The organism is Corynebacterium sp. Marseille-P4321 (assembly GCF_903645305.1).
In the GTDB taxonomy this organism is placed as follows: Bacteria; Actinomycetota; Actinomycetes; order Mycobacteriales; family Mycobacteriaceae; genus Corynebacterium.
This window is the reverse complement of record NZ_CAHJXO010000002.1, coordinates 533468-552347: the sequence shown is the minus strand read 5'-3', so window position 1 is coordinate 552347 and position 18880 is coordinate 533468. Positions and strand designations below refer to the sequence as shown.

At 66.6% G+C, this 18880-nt stretch carries 17 protein-coding genes and 1 pseudogene; 8 read left to right on the top strand and 10 right to left on the bottom strand.

Annotated elements, in window-relative coordinates; genetic code table 11:
* Window positions 1-17: 17 nt before the first annotated feature.
* Both HWX32_RS07950 and HWX32_RS07945 read right to left on the bottom strand, forming a co-directional pair.
* A complete protein-coding gene (locus HWX32_RS07950) occupies window positions 18-671 on the bottom strand; it encodes a DUF3239 domain-containing protein (RefSeq protein ID WP_254868340.1) in 654 nt (217 codons plus the stop codon).
* Window positions 672-681: 10 nt separating this feature from the next.
* The gene (locus tag HWX32_RS07945) at window positions 682-2322 is read right to left on the bottom strand and encodes a DNA repair helicase XPB (RefSeq protein ID WP_175935434.1); all 1641 of its coding nucleotides are present in this window, start codon (window positions 2320-2322) and stop codon (window positions 682-684) included.
* Window positions 2323-2430: 108 nt separating this feature from the next.
* On the opposite strand from HWX32_RS07945, the gene HWX32_RS07940 reads away from it, so the two are divergent.
* Window positions 2431-2616: a type II toxin-antitoxin system ParD family antitoxin gene (locus HWX32_RS07940; protein ID WP_075467742.1), complete on the top strand. Its 186-nt coding sequence runs from the start codon at window positions 2431-2433 to the stop codon at window positions 2614-2616.
* An 89-nt stretch (window positions 2617-2705) separates the two neighbouring features.
* On the opposite strand, the gene HWX32_RS07935 is transcribed toward HWX32_RS07940, so the two are convergent.
* From HWX32_RS07935 to HWX32_RS07925, 3 genes are all read right to left on the bottom strand, one after another.
* Window positions 2706-3050 carry a hypothetical protein gene (locus HWX32_RS07935; RefSeq protein ID WP_175935433.1) on the bottom strand — a complete coding sequence of 115 codons (345 nt, stop codon included), beginning with the start codon at window positions 3048-3050 and terminating at the stop codon, window positions 2706-2708.
* 278 nt (window positions 3051-3328) lie between these two features.
* Window positions 3329-4525 (bottom strand): ABC transporter permease, encoded by a 1197-nt coding sequence (locus HWX32_RS07930; RefSeq protein WP_175935432.1) that lies wholly within the window; start codon window positions 4523-4525, stop codon window positions 3329-3331.
* Window positions 4525-5403, bottom strand: coding sequence for an ABC transporter ATP-binding protein (locus HWX32_RS07925; protein ID WP_175935431.1), 879 nt, complete (start codon window positions 5401-5403; stop codon window positions 4525-4527). The genes HWX32_RS07930 and HWX32_RS07925 overlap by 1 nt, the downstream gene beginning before the upstream one ends.
* Before the next feature lie 68 nt (window positions 5404-5471).
* Between HWX32_RS07925 and HWX32_RS07920 the strand changes: the two genes are divergently transcribed.
* Entirely contained in the window at window positions 5472-8285 is a 2814-nt protein-coding gene (locus tag HWX32_RS07920) for an FAD-binding and (Fe-S)-binding domain-containing protein (protein ID WP_175935430.1), read from the top strand.
* Here HWX32_RS07920 and HWX32_RS07915 read toward each other — a convergent pair.
* Window positions 8282-10315, bottom strand: coding sequence for a helicase-associated domain-containing protein (locus HWX32_RS07915; protein ID WP_175935429.1), 2034 nt, complete (start codon window positions 10313-10315; stop codon window positions 8282-8284). The two genes, HWX32_RS07920 and HWX32_RS07915, sit on opposite strands and share 4 nt — an antisense overlap.
* A 65-nt stretch (window positions 10316-10380) precedes the next feature.
* On the opposite strand from HWX32_RS07915, the gene HWX32_RS07910 reads away from it, so the two are divergent.
* Entirely contained in the window at window positions 10381-10575 is a 195-nt protein-coding gene (locus HWX32_RS07910; RefSeq protein ID WP_175935428.1) for a hypothetical protein, read from the top strand.
* Between the two features lie 155 nt (window positions 10576-10730).
* Complete coding sequence (locus HWX32_RS07905; protein ID WP_175935427.1) at window positions 10731-11702, top strand: YeeE/YedE thiosulfate transporter family protein; 972 nt, start codon at window positions 10731-10733, stop codon at window positions 11700-11702.
* 198 nt (window positions 11703-11900) lie between these two features.
* Here the strand turns inward: HWX32_RS07905 and HWX32_RS11310 are convergent.
* Window positions 11901-12515 (bottom strand): annotated as a pseudogene (locus HWX32_RS11310) (resuscitation-promoting factor Rpf1 domain-containing protein); the annotation flags it as partial.
* Between the two features lie 243 nt (window positions 12516-12758).
* Here HWX32_RS11310 and HWX32_RS07895 point away from each other — a divergent pair.
* Window positions 12759-13142, top strand: a complete 384-nt coding sequence (locus HWX32_RS07895; RefSeq protein ID WP_075467767.1) for a cold-shock protein — start codon at window positions 12759-12761, stop codon at window positions 13140-13142.
* A 6-nt stretch (window positions 13143-13148) separates the two neighbouring features.
* Here the strand turns inward: HWX32_RS07895 and HWX32_RS07890 are convergent, their stop codons facing one another.
* A complete protein-coding gene (locus tag HWX32_RS07890; RefSeq protein WP_175935426.1) occupies window positions 13149-13676 on the bottom strand; it encodes a DUF2771 family protein in 528 nt (175 codons plus the stop codon).
* An 11-nt stretch (window positions 13677-13687) separates the two neighbouring features.
* A complete protein-coding gene (locus tag HWX32_RS07885) occupies window positions 13688-14506 on the bottom strand; it encodes a glutaminyl-peptide cyclotransferase (RefSeq protein WP_254868339.1) in 819 nt (272 codons plus the stop codon).
* Window positions 14507-14533: 27 nt separating this feature from the next.
* Here HWX32_RS07885 and HWX32_RS07880 point away from each other — a divergent pair, with 27 nt between their 5' ends.
* From HWX32_RS07880 to HWX32_RS07870, 3 genes are all read left to right on the top strand, one after another.
* Entirely contained in the window at window positions 14534-15202 is a 669-nt protein-coding gene (locus HWX32_RS07880; protein ID WP_175935425.1) for a DUF3027 domain-containing protein, read from the top strand.
* 180 nt (window positions 15203-15382) lie between these two features.
* Complete coding sequence (locus HWX32_RS07875; RefSeq protein ID WP_254868360.1) at window positions 15383-16795, top strand: NCS2 family permease; 1413 nt, start codon at window positions 15383-15385, stop codon at window positions 16793-16795.
* 4 nt (window positions 16796-16799) lie between these two features.
* A complete protein-coding gene (locus HWX32_RS07870) occupies window positions 16800-17594 on the top strand; it encodes an RNA methyltransferase (RefSeq protein WP_175935505.1) in 795 nt (264 codons plus the stop codon).
* 428 nt (window positions 17595-18022) lie between these two features.
* Here the strand turns inward: HWX32_RS07870 and HWX32_RS07865 are convergent, their stop codons facing one another.
* Complete coding sequence (locus HWX32_RS07865) at window positions 18023-18868, bottom strand: hypothetical protein (RefSeq protein WP_075465849.1); 846 nt, start codon at window positions 18866-18868, stop codon at window positions 18023-18025.
* Window positions 18869-18880: the final 12 nt, after the last annotated feature.

Genomic DNA, 18880 nt, shown 5'->3' with positions numbered 1-18880 from the left:
CTGGGCCTCGATACGCTCTAAAGCTCCGCGAGGCTGTTCTTGGAGCGTTCGATGAGCTCGTGGTCCTTGCGTGCTCGCTCGAGGATCGACCACTGGTCCGGGGCGATGGACTTGCGGGCCTGGGCGACGATGTCTTTGTCCGGCGTGGCCCACGCGATTGGCATCGGCGTGATGGTGCTCCAGTGCTGCTGGTCGCGGGTCGAACGCGCAGCGCCGACGGCGGCGACGGGAACCTTGGTGCCCGTGGCATCGGAGGTGTTCGGGATCGGTCGGAGCACCTTCGACGTGATCGCCCAGCGCGGAGGCAATTCGGGCTCCACGTTCTCGTTCACGAGTGCAGTCAACGTGATCGTGGTGCCGGCGTTCTCGGTGATGATGGCGGGGGCGAGCGGATGCGCGTCGTAAAGCTCTTGCGTCTTGCCCACGCTGCGGGGAAGCACGAGCGCCACCACAAGCATGAGGATGCCGAACAGTACCAGCCCGACGGAGCCGAGGAGGCGCCACGGGGATGCGGGGTCGACCACGAACCAGATAATCACGCCGGCGATTACGGAGATGGCAAATAGCGCCACACCGGAGATGACCAAGCTGCGGGTATCGCGCACCATCTCGTTGTGTTGCTTGGCGTAGTCTTCGTCGACCTCAAACTTGAATACTTTCATGCCGCTCATGGCACCAAGTTTAGAGGTCGTCCGCGTCGACCAACCTGTAGGCGTAGCCCTGCTCGGCGAGGAAGCGCTGGCGGTGCATCGCGTACTCCGAATCAAGCGTGTCGCGGGCGACAACGGTATAGAACACTGCCTCCGCGCCGTCCGCCTTCGGGCGCAGCAGGCGTCCGAGGCGCTGCGCCTCCTCCTGGCGGGACCCGAACGTGCCGGACACTTGGATCGCGACGGCCGCCTCGGGCAAGTCGATGGAGAAGTTCGCCACCTTGGACACCACGAGTGTGGAGATCTCCCCGTCGCGGAACTTCTGGAATGCGGTTTCGCGCTGTTTGGTGGAGGTTTTGCCGTCGACAAGCGGAGCGTCGATGCGCGCGGCGATCTCCTGGAGTTGGTCAACGTAGGCGCCAATGATCAGGGTTTGCTGCCCGGCATGTTTCGCAAGCAGCTTATCGACGACCCCCAGCTTGCCCTGACTGCACGCAGCCAACCTGTACCGCTCTCGGGTCTCCGCTGTCGCGTACGTCATGCGCTCCTCCGCACTGAGCGTGGTGCGCACTTCGACGCACTCGGCGGTAGCGATGTAGCCGGCCATTTCGAGCTCTTTCCAGGGGGCGTCGTAGCGTTTCGGGCCGATGAGGGAGAAGACGTCGTCCTCGCGGCCGTCCTCGCGAACAAGGGTGGCGGTCAGCCCCAGGCGACGACGCGACTGCAGGTCGGCGGCCATGCGGAAGACGGGGGCGGGGAGGAGGTGGACCTCGTCGTAAATAATCAGGCCCCAGTCGCGGGAATCGAAGAGCTCGAGGGCCTTGTACTCGCCCTTCGTCTTGCGGGTGACCACCTGGTAGGTGGCGATGGTGACGGGGCGGATCTCCTTCTTCTCCCCGGAGTACTCGCCGATCTCCTCCGGCGTGAGCGAGGTGCGGCGCAGCAGTTCGTCGCGCCACTGCCGGCCTGCGACGGTGTTGGTGACCAAGATCAGTGTGGTGGTTTGCGCCTGCGCCATCGAGGCCGCGCCCACGATGGTTTTGCCGGCGCCGCAGGGCAGGACCACCACGCCGGAGCCGCCCTCCCAGAACGACTCGGTGGCGTACTGCTGGTAATCGCGCAGCGCCCAACCGTCCTGTTCGAGGGCGATGGGGTGGGATTCACCATCGACGTATCCTGCCAAGTCCTCCACCGGCCAACCGATTTTGGTGAGCTCCTGTTTGATCTGGCCGCGGGAGGAGGGGGGGACGGGCACCGTCAGGTCGTCGATAGGCGATGCGATGTGCGGCTGGATCTTCTTGTGTCGGCGGACCTCGGCGAGGATAGCGGCGTCTTCTGCCTCCAGGATCAGGCCGTGCGCCGGATGTTTGACCAGTTTGAGGCGGCCGTAGCGCGCCATGGTCTCGGCAACGTCGATAAGCAATGCCTGCGGCACCGGGAACCGCGAAAACCGCTCGAGCGTATCGACGGCTTGCTCCGCATCGAAGCCCGCGGCCCGCGCATTCCACAAAGCGAGCGGAGTGATGCGGTAGGTGTGCACGTGCTCCGGGGCGCGCTCGAGCTCGGCGAACGGGGCGAGCGCGGCGCGGGCCTTCGGCGCGTCCGGGTGCGCGACCTCGAGGAGGACGGTTTTATCCGATTGCACGATGAGGGGGCCGTCGCCGAGCGCCACGGGAGTCCTTTCGTTGGAAACGCGGGAAGAGACCTCAAGTATGCCCTGAAACGGGGTGGGGCCAAATTGTGTGCGCCGGGCCCACAAACGTTCGGTAGTCTCCACACCATGGCTGCGAAAAACACATCGGTGGTGCTGGGCGAGCGGTACGACAAATTCATCGCGGAGCTGCTCGCTTCAGGGCGCTACGCGTCCGCGAGCGAAGTCCTGCGCGAAGGGCTGAGGCTGGTGGAGGAGCGAGAGTTGCGCTTCAACGAACTCGAGGAACAACAAGGCAAGAAAAACGACGGGTAGTCTCGCCGAAAACGATCAGATAACCGAAAGCACCGGGGCGGATCAACCGCCTCGGCGCTCTTGATCGTCCGGCCTGAACTCGGGCGGAACTAGCTAACCTTATTCAGCACGATGTCCTCTTCGCCGTCGGCGTCTTCACCAGACGGATCGGCGAGGCGGAGGGTGTCGCCGTCGCGGCTGATCGCCACCGGCTCCCCATCAATGAGCAGCGTCTCGTCGTTCTGCACGGCGCACTCCATCGGGATAGCGCCCACGATCGGTGCGGTGCCGGTCATGGTGCACGTGTCGCCGTCGATGGTCAGGTCCCACTGCGCGGTCATGCCCTCGCCCATGTCACTCGTGCCGGTGTAGGTGCCGTCCAGGCTCGCACCGCAGGCGGTCAGGGTGGTGGCGCCGGCGATGAGGGCGGCGGCGATGATGGCGTTCTTCTTCATGGGAGATCCTTCAGGTAGGGGAAACGGTTAGGCAGAAGTATAACTTTTCGCGCATGCGCGCATGGGGGAACACGGGGAATGATCCCCGGCCAGCCAGCAGGTAGACACGAACGCCCCAGGGAAGCCCTGGGGCGCACGAAGGTCAGTTCAGCGTCGTACTAGAACTGCGGGATGAACTGGCGGATCGCCTCGTTCAGGCCCGGGATGAGGTTGAAGTACGCAGCCGCGCCGATGCCGCCCAGGAGCGCTGCGATCACATATGTCACTCCGATAGCTGGCTACTTGCGCAGCACCTCCGACCACTTCACCGCGCGGCCGTTGTTCAAGATGGTGCGGCGGTACACGCGGGCGGCGAACCACACCACGAGGAAGGTTGCCACCAGCGAGAGCGCGAATGAAGCTGCGAGCTGCATCGCCGTGAAGTTGCCGGCGGCGTAGGTCAAGGGTGCTGCGAAGATGGAAAACGGCGGGATCCAGCTCATGGCCTGCATCCAGGTGGTGTCGGTGTTCATCCAGCCGAACAGCGGTACGTAGGCCGAGATCATGATGAGTACGAGGATGGGCATCTGGGTGGATTGCAGGTCCTCGGTGCGCTGCACCATGGCGCCGGCCGCGGCGTAGAGAGCCCCGAAGAACAGCATGGCCAGGATCCAGGAGCCGAGCATGACCGGAAGGATCGCCCAGTCGAATTCCACGCCGTCGAGAAGTCCGGAGAAATGCAGGCCGAGCGCCCCGGCGATAAGGACCACGGCGGTGGCACCGAAGCCGAGTAGGAGGGTGCCAAGGATCTTGCCCGCGAGGAAGTCCAGCGGCCGCACAGATGCGAGCACGAGCTCCACCACGCGGGAGGATTTCTCTTCGGTCACGCGGCTGCCCACTTGGGCGGCGAAGGTGATCACGGTCAGGATGATCACCAGCAGGGCCACGTAGGCCGTCATCAAACGGATGAAATCGGATTCGCCGCCGTCGGCCGCGTCCGCGCTGATGTCTACGGCTTCGACGCTGATGCCGGGCGATGCCGCCTCGTATTCCTGCGGGGAGATGCCCAGGGCGCCGAGTGCGCCGGCCTGGTTCTGCACGTCGGCGAGCCCGCTAACGGTGTCCATCACGCTGGTGCTGGGCAGCCCGTCGGAGAGCACCTCCCACGCAGCGCCCTCGGCCACCACCGCGGCTTCGACGTCGCCGTCGCGCACAAGACGCTCTGCCTCGGCGCGGTCCGTGGCGTCGCGGGGAGCAAGGCCCGCATCGTCGAGCAGTTGCTTATCGACGCCTACGGTGGCCACCTCAGCCCCAGAGCCCTCATCGCCACCGTCTTCCTTATTTGCCTGCCAGGTGATGAACCCAATCGCGCCGAGCACGACGAGCAGCAGGATGAGCACTGTGGCGATGATGCCCTTGGACTTCGCCAGGACCTGAATTTCGCGTGCCGCGGTGGTTTTCACCGTGTGCATCGGGGAGTATTCGGTGGTGGCCATTACTGCACTACCTCCTTGAACAGGTCGGCCAGGTCGGGGACGACGCGGCTGAATTCGTGGACGTCGCCTGCTTGAAGTGCCGCGTGCAGGATGCTTTGGTCGTCGGCGGCGTCGGTGGTTTCTACGATGACGTGGTCACCGGAGGCGTCGATAAGCGTGGTGCCCTCCGGCAACCAACCGCGCGCGGTGGTGCCCACCCTGAACCGCACGGGGCCGCGGCTGCGCAGTTCGTTCACGCCGCCCTCGGCGACCATGCGGCCGTGGGCGACGATGCCTACGCGGTCGCAGAGCCGTTGCACGAGGTCGAGCTGGTGCGAGGAGAAGATCACGGGCACGCCCTGGCTGGCGCGGTCGGTGAGCATCGTGCTCATCACGTCCACGGCGACGGGGTCGAGTCCGGAAAACGGCTCGTCCAGGATGAGGATGTCCGGGTCATGCACCAGGCAAGCCGCGAGCTGGACGCGCTGCTGGTTGCCCAGTGAGAGGTCGTCGAGCTTGTCGCCGAGGCGCTCGCCTAGGCCAAGTTGCTCCAATAGCTCGGTGGCTCGGCGCTTGGCGGTCGCGCCGTCGACGCCGTGTAACTTGGCCAAAAACACGAGCTGGTCGAGGATTTTCTCTTTGCCGTACAGGCCGCGTTCCTCGGGCATGTAGCCGATGCGGCGGCGGGTGTCGTCGTTGAGCGGGAGCCCGTCGAGAAGCACCTCGCCCGTATCTGCCTCCAACACGCCGAGGGCGATGCGCATGGTGGTGGATTTGCCGGCGCCGTTGGAGCCGACGAAGCCGTAGAGCTCGCCGTCGCCGACGCAGAAGTCCATGCCGTCGAGCGCCTGGACGTCGCCGAAGCGTTTATACAGGTTGTTTATCTCTATTGTCGTCATGTGTCGCTTACCTCCGTGCCCCCGAACCTAGCAGCGTATTGCGTAACCGGCAGGGATAGCATGGAGCTATGACAGCTACAGTTTCTTCCGCGGAGCGCCTCGCCCAAGAACTCGGCTCCGACGGGGTGCTTTCCACCCGCCCGATCGACCGCATCAAGTACGCCCACGACGCGTCCCACTTCCTCTATACCCCGGACGTGGTGGTGGAGGCGCGCAACGCGAGCGACGTTGCGGCCGCGTTCCGCGCCTCGGCTTCATCCGGCGCCCCGGTCGTGCTGCGCGCGGGCGGCACCTCGCTGTCCGGTCAGGCGGGCGGGGGCGGCATGCTTGTCGACGTGCGCAAGCACTTCCGCGGCGTCGAGGTGCTCGACGGCGGCGCACGTGTGAGGGTGCAACCCGGCTCGACCGTGCGCCAGGTCAACGCACACCTCGCCCCATACGGGCGCAAGATCGGCCCGGACCCGGCCTCCGAGGGCGCGGCGACGATGGGCGGCGTAATTGCCAACAACTCCTCCGGCATGGCCTGCGGCACGGAGTTCAACACGTACAACACGATTGAGGCGATGACGTTCGTGCTGCCGTCCGGCACCGTGATCAACACCGAACACGAGGACGCTGAGGCGCAGTTTGCGCGGGAGGAAGCGGAGCTCGTCGATAAGCTTGTGCAACTTAAGCGCCGAGTGCGCGACAACCGCGAGTCCGTGGAAACCATCGAGCGCCACTTCGCGCTGAAGAACACGATGGGCTACAGCCTGAACGCGTTTTTGGACTACGACTCGCCGCTGGACATCTTCATGCACCTGCTCGTGGCATCGGAGGGCACGCTGGCGTTCATCGCCGAGGCAGTGCTGCGCACGGTTGAGGTGCCGAAGCTGAAGACCACCACGATCGCGGTCTACCCGACGCTCGATGCGGCGACGCGCTCCCTGCCAGCGCTGTTCGACTCTCGTGCCGCGACGCTGGAGCTGATGGATTCGCGCTCCATCGCGGTGGGCCGCACCTTCGATTCGGTGCCGGAGCAGATCACCGGCTTCGAGCTCGGCGGGCAGGCCGCGCTGCTCATCGAATACCACGCGAACGAGCAAGAGCAGCTGCGCGAGTACGAGCAGGCCGGCTCAAAGCTGCTGCGCGAGTTCGAGCTGCAGACCGAGGCGAGGTTCACCACCGACGCGGCCGAGGCCGCGAAGGCTTGGGCGTTCCGCAAGGGCCTATACGCCCAGGTGGCGGAGGCGCGCCCGTCCGGCACCACCGCGCTGCTGGAGGACATCGCAGTGCCGGTGGAGGACTTGGCCGATACGTGCGGAGGGTTGCAGCAGCTTTTCGACGCCTACTCCTACGACGAAGCCGTCATTTTCGGCCACGCCAAGGACGGCAACATCCACTTCCTGATCACGGACCGGTTCGAAGGCGACGAGAACTTGAGCCGCTACGACGGGTTCAACGAGGACATGGTGGACCTGGTGCTCGGCGCCGGCGGCAACCTGAAAGCGGAGCACGGCACCGGCCGCGTGATGGCGCCGTACGTGCGCCGCCAGTACGGCGACGAACTCTACGAGGTGATGGTGGAGCTCAAGTGCGCCGCCGACCCGCGCGGCGTGATGAACCCGGGCGTGATTATCACCGACGACGAGCGCGAGCACATGAAGAACTTCAAGCTCAACCCGCAGGTGGAAGACGAGATCGACCCGTGCGTGGAGTGCGGCTACTGCGAGCCGGTGTGCCCCTCGCGCGACCTGACCATGACCCCGCGCCAGCGCATCGTGGTGCGTCGCGCCCGCGCGAAGGCGATCCAGGAGGGCGACACCGAGCTGGTGAAGCACCTGGACGAGGCGTACCAGTACGACGGCATCGACACTTGCGCGGTGGACTCCATGTGCGTGACCGCGTGCCCGGTGAAGATTGACACCGGCAAGTTCATCAAGTCGCTGCGCCGCGAACAGGCCGGCGCGGTGGAGTCCGCGGGCTGGGCGGCCGCGGCGAAGGCGTGGGGGCCGGGCAACACCCTTGCCTCCACGGCGCTGACCGGCGCGTACTACCTGCCGACGACGCTGGTGCAGAAAGTCACGGACGTGGCGCGCCTGATCGTCGGCGAGGACACGATGCCGCAGTACCGCCCCGAGCTGTCCAAGGGCGGCGCGCGCCGCTCGAAGGCGTTCGGCACCCGGGTCGGCGCGCCGGGCGTGGAACCCTCCGGCGTATTCGTGCCGGCGTGCGTGAACTCCATGTTCGGCCCGCAGGGCGAGGGCGTGGGCGCCTCCGAGGCGTTTGCGCGGTTGGTGGAGCGCGCCGGGCTTTCGCTCGTGGTGCCGGAGGGCATCGACGGGATGTGCTGCGGCACCCCGTGGGCGTCGAAAGGCATGAGCACCGGCCACGACATCATGCAAAAGCGCGTGCGCGACCAGCTTGTCGCCGCGACCGACGGCGGCCGCCTACCCGTGGTGGTGGACGCGTCCAGCTGCACGCACGGGTTCCAGGACATGGCGGAGAGCATTGGCATCCGCGTTATCGACGCCATCGAGTTCGTGGACCAGCACGTCGTGGGGCGCCTTGAGGTGGGGCAGAAGGTGGAGTCGGTGACGTTGCACCCGACCTGCTCTTCAACGCACCTGGGCATCGTGGACACGCTCAAACGCGTCGCAGCGGCCGCGGCGAATGAGGTACGCGTGCCGGCGGAGTGGAACTGCTGCGGCTACGCGGGCGATCGCGGCATGCTGCACCCCGAGCTCACCCGTGCGGCCACGAAGCGTGAGGCGGCGCAGTCGAAGGCTCTCGGCTCGCAGTGCCACGCGTCTTCGAACCGCACTTGCGAGCTGGGTTTGACCTCAGCCACAGGGCGTGACTATGAGCACGTGTTGGAAATCCTGGAGCGGGTGAGCCGCTAAGCCAGCACCACCTTGGTAATGCGGGGCAGGGCGATGCGCACCACGCGCTCGCCCGCCTCGTCCAGCGCGTCGACCTGCCCGGCGGTGACGGAGAGCGGGACCACGGTAATGGTTTGGCCGTGGCCGTGCTTGTCCACGTAGCCGAGGGCGACGTGGCGCCGAGCACGCGCCGCGGCACGCAGCGTCTCTAGCGTGTCGCCGCCCGTCTCTTCCGCCGTGTCGGAGGCGCGCAGCTTTGCGATGATCGCGTCCGCCTGTGCTGCGTCGATAGCCTTCTGCACTGGAAGCGTCGACGGGGTGGGGGAGACCAGCACGGGTTCCGGCGCCATGCTCACCGTCGCGCCCTGGGCGTCCTCCGCCGCAGGCTGCAACCCGGCCTCGCGCAGCACCGCCATGAGCTTCGGCAGCGCGAGCTCGGAGACCGCCACGGTGGGGGCGAGCACGCGCACGCCGGCGATCTCGGCGGCGCGCGCGATGAGCGCGGGGTCTTCGGAGCGGATGTAGCTGCCCACCGCGCCGGCGCGGATCGCACCGTGGTTACGCGCTGCGTCTTGGACGATGAAGGTGACCGCCTGCGGCACCTCTCCCAGCACGTGCGAGTCCAGCCAACCGGTGATCTCGTCCGCGGTGCTCCCCGCGTCGAGCGCGGAGCGCACCTTCGCTTCGGTGATGCGCCACACGCTCGCCACCCCCGGCGACTCCAGCTCGGCGATGCGCCCCAGAAACGAGGCGACCTCCGGCTCGAGCGGGCCCGGGGCGAGGACCGTCATGTCGGCCTGCGCGATGAGCGTGTCCACCGCCGGTGGCACCAGTGGCCGCGCCGCAGCGGCGACGTCTTCGCCGTTGAGCAGTGCCAACGCGGGCGTAGACGGTGCGCCCAGGGCGAGAGCGCCGACCTGCTCAGCCTCCGCCGCGTAGCTGGCGACGAACTCCTCGGACCAGGACGCGGTGGAAAGCGGCGCGTGGAACAACAGCCGCCGCAGATCGCCGCCGTAGCGCAGGACCCGCAGGCGGGTTTCGCGGATGTACGGCGCGTACATCTCGTCGGCGAAGATCTTCTCGTCGGTGTCCATGCGCCACTGACAGGCCGCCCAGCCGGCGATGAGGATGGCCCACTGGTCTGAAAGGATCGCGTCGATCCAGCTCAGCGCGTCGCGTGTGGCGGCGAGGATCTCGGTATCGCCGTCGTAGTCGTCGCCGACCAATCCTGCGGAAACGCCCACCAGAATCATGAACGCCGGGTCGAAGCCGAGGTCTTTTGCCAGGCTCGCCCGCGCCCGAACGCCTACGGTGCCGTCCTTGTTCAGCGCCACCGGTTCCGCCAGCAGCCGCATGAGCAGCTGGCGCATCTGGCGCACGGCCTCCAACCCCTGGGCCACGGCCGCCGCATCCACCTCCTGCTGGTCCACCTCGGGCGCGGGCGGCTCGGTGAGCGGAAATGACCGCGGTGTCTGCCCGTGCAGAAACTCACGCACCGGCCGCGGCAGCCGCACAGTGTTCTCATCCACACGTATGAGCAGGCCCTTTTCCACCAGCTTGGTCACGGGCGCGTCCGGGTCTGCGCCTGCCGCAGGTGACTTCGTCGCGCCGACGCCGCCCGAAAACGCCAGGGTTTGCAAGATTTTGCGTTCCCGAGCGGGCAGCTTATCGACGAGCTCCGCAGCCCCATCCGGCACCACATCAGTCAACCGCCACCCCGGGGGCAGCGCACTGAGCGCGCCGGGCGCGATGCGTGCCTCCTCCGGCGGGCCATACACCAGCGCAAGCGAGCGCAAGTGGGCGCTGTCGCCCATGGCTAAAGAGTTGACGGGCTCGAGTTCCGCGCCGGCGTCGGCAAGCTGCTCAAGCACCACCAAATCCGCGGCGGTGAGCTGATGCATCGCGCGAGACGCTGACATCGGCAGCGCGAGGCGAGTAGCCAGTGAGACCGCGGACGGCGGGGTGGGGATGAAGGCGTCCGGGCGGGCGGAAATGAGCCCGCGGAGCGCGTCGTCGCTCATGGACCGGATGTGCTCGGAGAAAGTAACCATGACGGGGGTGATGTTACGTGGGATTTTGTGTGCGATTTCGCCCGGGGCGTGAAAGAATGAGGAACATGGCTAAAGATGTAGAGAAGATCGGCCGCGCGAACCCGGCCTGGCCCTCCAACGTTCCCGCGGACGGCCACCCTGTCACCGAGATTTCCTCCAAGCTCACGGGCGCATCCAGCCCGTTCGGCGACGACCTGATTCTTCCGGTGCCGCCGGAGAAGACCGGCTACGTGCACACCACCACCCGCATCAACCGCTAATACGGTTCGTTTACCGGCACGCGGGACCCATATAAAGGTCCTGCGTGCCGGTTTTTTATGCAGAAATAAACCGATTTGTCTGTTTCCTATAGACAAAGCGGTTCGTTCTGCTCTAGGCTTTCCCTCACCTGATCGACTACTCAACTGGAGGGATTATGTTGCTTTCGGCTCTCGCTGTCGGCGGGCTGCTCGGCGTCGTGATGCAGCGCGGAAGGTTCTGCGTCACCGGCATGATGCGGGATGTCTTCTTGCAGCGCACCGGCCGCGGCCTCGTCGCCTTTCTCATCGTCATCGCGGTGCACGCCGTCGGGCTCGCCACGTTGACATCGCTCGGCGTCATCGCCCCGGATTACCGCTCGTTCCACCCCGTGGCGGTGGTTACCGGAGGCTTCATCTTCGGGCTGTCCATCATTCTCGCCGGCGGGTGCGCCTCCGGCACCTGGTACCGCTCGGCTGAGGGCCTCGTCGGCTCCTGGTTCGCGTTGCTGTTCTACGGGCTTTCGGCCGCGGCGATGAAGTTCGGGGCGCTGGAATCTTTCAGCGGCTGGATGAAGCAGTGGGACACCGGCCTGACCACCATCCCCCAGGCGCTGGGCGTCTCCGCGTGGTGGTTCGTAATCCCGTTTACGCTGTTCACCGGCTGGCTGGCGGTGCGCTACCTCGCCCGCGACGCCGCGAACCCGAAGGCGACGCTCGATCTGCCGCTGCGCAAGCGCCCCCTGCACCCCTACCTGGCGGGCGTGTTGATCGGCCTGCTCGGCGTGATCGCGTGGCCGCTGTCCGCTGCGACCGGGCGCAACGACGGGCTAGCGTCGATCCCGGTGGCAACCGGCGTGCTCACGCTGCCGAAGCAGGCGGCGGCGCCCACGAAGGCCCGGCCGCTGGGCCAGGGGCGCTACGCGCTCGACACGCTCGGCGCGGTCTGCCCGTTCCCGCTTATCGAGGCCAAGGAGGCAATCGCGGAGCTTGAAGACGGCGAGAAGCTGGTCATCGACTTCGACTGCACCCAGGCGACCGAGTCTATCCCGCAGTGGGCCGCCGACAACGGCCACACCGTGGAGGACTTCGCGCAGAATCAGAACGCCGGCTGGCAGCTCACGGTGGTGAAGCACGGAGCGCGCCCGTAGCTCCACGCCCGGGTACGCGAAAACGCCCACGCTCCCTCGGATGAGGGGCGTGGGCGCCGTTGTTTTCCGGCCGTTGCGCCCGGTTTAGCGCGGCAGGTAGGTCTGCTGCACCGACGCGATGGTGTTGTTCACCTGCGCGGCGAAGTCGGCCTGCGCCTGCGCGACGTTTGCGCCGATGATGGCGGATACCTTGTTGAAGTCGCCTGCCAGTGCCGCGTCGATCAGCGGCTGGTTTGCCAGGTAGAAGGCGTTGTAGTCGTGGCGGTTGGCCACGTAGTTGGAGTGCACGGTGGTGGGCACCTCAAGGCCGAAGGAGCGCAGCGCGCCCTGCAGCTGGCGGTACAGTGCGTCCGTCTCCAGCTCTGCCGGCTTCGGCGCGGGCTTCGGGGCAGCGGCGGGCTGCGGTGCGGGTGCCGGGGCCGGCTTCGCTGCCTGCGCGTCGCGGTTGGTCGGCGCGGAGTTCAAGCCGTAGCGGGCGGAGCAAGCGGGCCATGCGCCCCAGCCCTGGGCAGCCAGGGTGCGCTCTGCAACGATGATCTGCTGCTCGCGGGTAGCCAGGTTGGCGGTGGGGGCGAACTCGCCGCCGCCGTATGCCAGCCAGGTGCCGTAGGAGAACTGCAGGCCACCGTAGTAGCCGTTGCCGGTGTTGATGGACCAGTTGCCGCCGGACTCGCACTGTGCGAGCTTGTCCCAGTCCGAATCCGGGGCCGCAGTGGCCTGCGGGGCGACGACGCCGGCGAGCGCTGCGGCTGCCGCGGAACCTGCGAGGGCCTTCTTGCCCAGGGAGGTGGTCTTCTTGGAGTGGCGTCCCATTGAAATTGTTTCCTCTCTTCGTTGACCGCCAAAGTCGAGCGAAAGCCTAACGGTTTATAACGATTGTGTCACGCAAAAATGACGAAACGGGTGCGGTTCGGGGTTCTGTGGCGGCGTTTCCCCAGGTGGCGTCGAAAAGCAATGTGCAATGTGTTCTGCGACACACAAGGCGCGGGAGGGGCGGATCGGCTCGGCGGGTAGGCTGAAATCCTTGTATTCAACCGGAAGGGAAGGGAGCACACCATGCCTGTAGGAAAGGTGAAGTGGTACGACGCCGAGAAGGGCTTCGGCTTTGCATCCAACCCGGGGGAAGACGACGTGTTCATCGGCAAGTCGGTTCTGCCCGAGGGGGTCGACGAGCTCGTCGCCGGGCAACGCGTGGAGTTCGACTTCGCCGCAGGCCGCCGCGGCCCGCAGGCGCTTCGTGTGAAGGTCCTGGACACCCCGAAGCGCGCCCAGAAACACCGCCGCAAGCCGGAGGAGTTGGGCAGCATGCTCGCCGACGTGATGACGCTCATTGAGACGCAGGTGCAGCCCGCGCTGACCAACGGCCGCTACCCCGAGCGCAAGGAAGCCCGCCAGGTCGCCGAAATCCTGCGGGCCGTGGCCCGGGAGCTCGACGCTTAGGTAGGTTTATTCCTCGAAGCCGACGGACCAGGTGGCGATGACGGGGGTTTCCTCCCCGTTATCGTCCACGTCAATAGTCAGCGCGCTGACTTCTGCCACAACGAGGCGCGCGCCGCTGTCGGTTACCGCGGGCGCGGTTTCCTCCTGCGATTCGCCCGACTGCAGGATGCGTTCCTCGTTCGCATCCGGGTCGTCGTAGACGAGCAAGAGGCGCCAGCTTATCGACGAAAGCTCGCGTGGCACCCGCACCACAACCTCTTCAGCGCCGCCCAGAGATCCCAAAGACACCGTTGGCGCTTCATCGCCCACGCACTCCTCGTCCAGCTCACAGACGGTGTACGGCGGGATCTCGCGCACCTCCTCGGAGCCAGCGGCGGCGATCTCCACGTTGAGGTCGCGCACCGGGGTGACCGGGCGGTTGCGCTGGTACTCCAAAAACGCGTACACACCGCCGACGAGGACGACGACGCCGATGAGCGTGATTGCCAAAGTTTTGATCAGGTTGGACTGCTTCGCGCTGCGCTGCTGTGCCATGGCGGTTAAGTCTAATCAGCCGCCTCAAACGTCACGCGGTACATGTCCGGCCAACGCTTGCCGGTGAGGTAGAACTCATCCGGCGTGCCTGTCTCAGCCCCCGTGCCTGGGATGTGCGCGATGCCGTTGAGCACGTTGTTCGGGTCGTCCTCGGCGTTGTTCGGCAGCCCGGAGGCGTCGATGACCGCGGTGACGTTGCCGGTTTTCGCGTCGATGCGCACGATGTCGGTTTCGGTGAACAGGTTGGCGTACACATCGCCGCCCACGCACTCCAGCTCGTTCAGGCCCGGCACCGGTCGGCCGTCGAGGGTGACGTCGAACCGGTCGCGCTCCTCGAAGGTTTCCGGGTCTAGGCGGCGCAGCTCGTCCGTGCCGTCGGAGAAGATCAGCTCGCGGGCGTCCTCGCTGTGGCACACGCCCCAGCCCTCGCCGTCGTAGTTCGCGCGGCCCGTTTCTTTGAGCGTGTTCGCGTCGCGCTTGATTGCGGTGCCGGATTGCCAGGTGAGCTGCCACACGGAGTCGTCGACAAGCGTGATGCCCTCCCCGAAGAACTGCGGATCCAGCTCCTCGGAGCGCAACGTATCGCCCTGCGGTGTGCGCGCGTAGATGCGCGAGGAGCCCTCCAGCCCCGTGCCCACGTACAGCGCGCCGTCGGCGCCGACCTCCAGCCCTTGCGTGAAGCTTTCCTCGTCGAACGGCAGGCGCTCCTTAACCTCCGCGCGCAGGTACTCCACCTCGGCGCCCGGCCCGCCGCACCCGACAAGCAGGCTCGCGGCGAGTGCGGACAACGGCAATATGCTTCTGCGGATCTGGCCCATGGGCAACATCATGCACCAGTTGGGGAATAATAGGGAAGCGTGTCACGCAGCAACCACCGCCCGAAGAACCCGCTCATTGGCCCCCGCGCAGTAGAAACCGCGCGCCAAGCCCTCAACGAAGTGGGGCAAGACGGCGAAATCGGTGAGCACATCGGCGTCACCGGCCTGGCTGGCAATGTGGCCACCCACCGCTTCGCCGCGGACGTGCCCGGCTACAACGGCTGGGAATGGCAAGCCGTGGTGGCCTGCGCCGACGGCTCGGACTGGGTAACCGTCAACGAGATCGCGTTGGTGCCGTCCAAGGGCGCGCTCGAAGCGCCGGAGTGGGTGCCGTACTCCCAGCGCCTACGCCCCGGCGACCTCGGCCCGGGCGACATTTTGGAGCTCGCGCCTGACGACGAGCGCGTGACCGACGATTCCTTCTCCCGCCACGCCATCACGTTTACCGGCCGCGAGACGAAGCGCTACCTCACCGTCAAAGGTCTCGAGGACGCGGAGCGGCGCTGGCGCACCGGCGACTTCGGACCGAACTCCGAGTTCGCCGAGCAAGCCACGCTGTCGTGCCGCACGTGCGCGTTTTACCTGCCGCTGGGTGAGCCGGTGGGGGAGCACTTCGGCATCTGCGCCAACGAGTACTCCGCCGACGGGCGCGTGGTCGCCTCGTCCTACGGCTGCGGGGCGCACTCGGACGTGACCGCGCAGCTATAGGGCCGGCGTCGGCCGGCGTTTTAATTCCGCACGATTGGAACTTTCCCGGGCGGAGTGAAAAGCTAACTCTCCGTGAGTACAGCCACTGGTAATACAAGTGCCGCAGGCGCGGCAGGCGATTCGGCCGCAGGCGCGGCAGGCGATTCGGCCGCAGGCGCGGCGGGCCAGCCCAAAGGCGGGTTGGACAAGTTCTTCCACATCTCCGAGCGCGGCTCCACCGTGGGCGCCGAGGTGCGCGGCGGTGTGGTCACCTTCTTCGCGATGGCCTACATCGTGCTGCTCAACCCCCTGATCCTGGGCACCAGCCCGGACCGCGACGGCACCGTGCTGGGCATCCCGCAGGTCGCAGCCGTCACGGCGCTGGCTGCCGGCGTGATGAGCATTCTTTTCGGCGTGATTGCGAAGTACCCCTTCGGCATCGCCACCGGCCTGGGCATTAACACCCTCGTCGCGGTGACGATGGTGGGTCAGCAGGGTCTCACCTGGCCCGAGGCGATGGGCCTGGTGGTCATCGACGGAATCATCATTGTCATCCTCGCCGTCTCCGGGTTCCGCACCGCGGTGTTTAACGCCATCCCGAACTCCATGAAGGTGGCCATGAGTGTGGGCATCGGCATGTTCATCGCCACCATCGGCCTGGTGGACGCAGGTTTCGTGCGCCGCGTGCCCGACGCCGCGATGACCACCGTGCCGGTGCAGCTGGGCACGGGCGGCTCGATCTCGTCCTGGCCTACCTTCGTGTTCGTCATCGGCCTGATCATCTGCGGGTTCATGGTGATCCGCAACGTCCGCGGCGGGCTCTTCATCGGCATCGTTGCCACCACCATCATCGCCATGATCGTTGAGGCGATCACCGGCGCCGGATCTTCGGCAGACAACCCGGAGGGCTGGTCGCTCGCGGTGCCAACGCTTCCGGATTCCTTCGGCGGCGTGCCGGACCTGTCGTTGGTGGGCAACGTCGATCTCATCGGTGCGTTCACCAACCTGGGCGCCGTCGCCGCGTCCCTGCTCGTGTTCACCCTGGTGTTGGCGAACTTCTTCGACGCGATGGGCACCATGACCGCGCTCGGCCGCCAAGCGGGGCTCACCGACGAAAACGGTAACCTGCCGGACATGAAGCGCGCGCTCGTGGTCGAGGGCTTCGGCGCGGTGGTGGGCGGCGGCGTGTCCGCTTCCTCCAACACCGTGTTCGTGGATTCCTCCGCAGGTATCGCGGACGGGGCGCGCACAGGCCTTGCCAACGTCGTCACCGGCGTGCTCTTCCTGGCCGCGATGTTCCTCACCCCGCTGTACGAGATCGTGCCGATCGAGGCCGCCGCGCCCGTCCTGGTTGTCGTGGGCGCGCTGATGATGATGCAGGTCGGCCAGATCAACTGGGACGAGTTTCACATCGCGCTGCCAGCGTTCCTCACCATCATCGCGATGCCGCTGACGTACTCCATCGCCAACGGCATCGGCGTCGGTTTCATCGCGTTCACCGTCATGGCGCTGTTCGCGGGCAAGGCGCGCGACATCCACTGGATCATGTGGCTGATCTCCGCGCTGTTCGTGGTGTACTTCGCCCAGGGCCCGATCATGGCGGCGCTTGGTTAAGCACATGCTTATCGACGACCCCCTGAACCCCCTCCTCGACGACATCCGCGACCTGAAACACTCGGATCGCGAAAAGAACTTGGTGTTCGCCGAAGGCCCGCTGGTGGCCAGCCGCCTGGTGGAGTCCCGCTTCCCGGTGCGCGCCGTGTTCGGCTTCGGCGGCCGGTTGGAGACGTTCCTGGGGGACTACGGCGCCGAGTTAGAGCGCCGCGAAATCCCGGTGTACGAGATCACCCGCGAGATCATGGGCGAGGTTGCTGGCTACGACATGCACCGCGGCCTGCTGGTTTCCGCTGACAAGCCGGAGCCACTATCGGTAGCCGAGGTGATCGACGGCGCCCGCACCCTCGTGGTGCTCGAGGGCGTCGGAGACCACGAAAACATCGGCTCGATCTTCCGCAACGCCGCAGGCATGGGCGTCGACGGCGTACTTTTCGGCGCATCCACCGCGGATCCGCTGTACCGCCGCAGCGTGCGCGTGTCCATGGGACACGTGCTGCGCACGCCGTTCGCGCACTTGGACGGCACACCCACCACATGGCAGCGCTCCCTCGACGAGCTTCGCGACGCCGGCTGGTGGCTCGTCTCGCTAACCCCCGCCGACGGCGTCTTTGAGCTCGACGGCGTCGTCGGCGGACATGAGAAGGTCGCGTTTCTCGTGGGCGGGGAGGGCCCAGGGCTGACCCGCCACGCAATGGCGGCGACGGACGTGCGCGCGAAAATCCCGATGGCGCCGGGCACCGACTCGCTGAATGTCGCGACGTCCGCGGCTATCGCCTTCTACGAGCGCAACCGCTAGCGCCGCCCAATTCCCCCGCCCGGTAGCGCACTGCCGCCCTGGTGGCCCCGCCGGCGCCCGGTAGCCCACTGCCCGGCCCCCGGTGGCCCACCGCCCGGCGCCCGGTGGCCCACCGCCCGGTGGCTGGTAGCCTACCGCCGGCCGACAGCCGATGCCCGGCGCCCGGTAGCCCACTGCAGACTGAAGGATTCTGCAAGCACCCCGAAAAGTCCCTGGGGTTTTGAAGGATTTAACAAGACCATGTCGAATCCTTCAGTGAGACGCCCGCGGTGGGTGGGTGAGGCGGGTGAGACGCCCGCGGTGGGGTGGGTGAGGCGGGTGAGACGCCCGCGGTGGGGTGAGTGAGGGTGAGGCGGGTGAGACGGGTGAGACGGCGGGGCGGGCGGATGGGGTGGGTGAGGCGGGTGAGACGCCCGGGGCGGGCGGGCCTAATCGCGGTCGGAGTGGCGGATGCGCTCGGTGACGTTTTCCTTGATCCCCTCGAAGATGTTGCGCACCTCGCGGCCCACACGCTTCGCGGCGGCGACGGAGGCGTCGGCGAGGTCGGCGAACTCGTCGCCTTCTTCGGATTCGGGGGCGTCCTCGTAGTCGTCGTACGCCTTATCTTTTTCGGCGAACTTCGCGGCTACCTCGTCGACCGTCTTTACCGCGGGTTTCTTCTCTTCGATCTTCGGCTCGGGGCGGCCGTCGACGGCGTAGCCCACCACGTTGATGTCGGGGCCATCGGCGCCGATGTCGGTGCCAATCCACTCGCGCTCCGCAGCCAGTGCGAGGTCCTTCGGCTCGAAGGGGAGCGCGATGCCGCCCGCCTGCTCGGCCTTTTCACCAGCCCAGAAGGGGGCCTCGAACGGCTCGGGCAGGCCAACATCTTCGAGGACCGTGGTGCGGGTGGCGCACAGACTGCGCACCACTTTGCCGCCGGTGTAGTGGGCGAACCCGCCATAATCCGAGTCGGTGCCCACGGCGATGACGAACACGTCCGCCGCGGGTAGGGCGCCGGCCCAGGGGCCGGGCTCGGAGAGGGTGGACGCATCGTCGATAAGCATGCGCACCACCGACACCCCGGGGAAACCCGCGATGTAGAACTCGTCGCGGCCCGGGGTGGAGGAGCGGTTCAGGGGAAAGGAGCCGATGGGGGTGATGGGCCAGGCCGGGTTGACCTGGGAGAGTAGTTTGCGGCCGAACCCGCGGTCCGCCTTCGGCTCCTGCGCGAGCACGCCGGCCGGGTCGGCGGAATTGACAAACCAGATTGTAACTACCGCGGGGAAACTCATAGGGCTAATAGT

Bases quoted from the DNA above. Each gene is read 5' to 3' on its own strand.
- HWX32_RS07930 (WP_175935432.1), bottom strand. From the start codon at position 4,525: ATGGCCACCACCGAATACTCCCCGATGCACACGGTGAAAACCACCGCG.
- HWX32_RS07885 (WP_254868339.1), bottom strand. From the start codon at position 14,506: ATGATGTTGCCCATGGGCCAGATCCGCAGAAGCATATTGCCGTTGTCC.
- HWX32_RS07865 (WP_075465849.1), bottom strand. From the start codon at position 18,868: ATGAGTTTCCCCGCGGTAGTTACAATCTGGTTTGTCAATTCCGCCGAC.
- HWX32_RS07870 (WP_175935505.1), top strand. From the start codon at position 16,800: ATGCTTATCGACGACCCCCTGAACCCCCTCCTCGACGACATCCGCGAC.
- HWX32_RS07905 (WP_175935427.1), top strand. From the start codon at position 10,731: ATGTTGCTTTCGGCTCTCGCTGTCGGCGGGCTGCTCGGCGTCGTGATG.
- HWX32_RS07910 (WP_175935428.1), top strand. From the start codon at position 10,381: ATGGCTAAAGATGTAGAGAAGATCGGCCGCGCGAACCCGGCCTGGCCC.
- HWX32_RS07925 (WP_175935431.1), bottom strand. From the start codon at position 5,403: ATGACGACAATAGAGATAAACAACCTGTATAAACGCTTCGGCGACGTC.
- HWX32_RS07915 (WP_175935429.1), bottom strand. From the start codon at position 10,315: ATGGTTACTTTCTCCGAGCACATCCGGTCCATGAGCGACGACGCGCTC.
- HWX32_RS07920 (WP_175935430.1), top strand. From the start codon at position 5,472: ATGACAGCTACAGTTTCTTCCGCGGAGCGCCTCGCCCAAGAACTCGGC.
- HWX32_RS07935 (WP_175935433.1), bottom strand. From the start codon at position 3,050: ATGAAGAAGAACGCCATCATCGCCGCCGCCCTCATCGCCGGCGCCACC.
- HWX32_RS07940 (WP_075467742.1), top strand. From the start codon at position 2,431: ATGGCTGCGAAAAACACATCGGTGGTGCTGGGCGAGCGGTACGACAAA.
- HWX32_RS07890 (WP_175935426.1), bottom strand. From the start codon at position 13,676: ATGGCACAGCAGCGCAGCGCGAAGCAGTCCAACCTGATCAAAACTTTG.
- HWX32_RS07895 (WP_075467767.1), top strand. From the start codon at position 12,759: ATGCCTGTAGGAAAGGTGAAGTGGTACGACGCCGAGAAGGGCTTCGGC.
- HWX32_RS07950 (WP_254868340.1), bottom strand. From the start codon at position 671: ATGAGCGGCATGAAAGTATTCAAGTTTGAGGTCGACGAAGACTACGCC.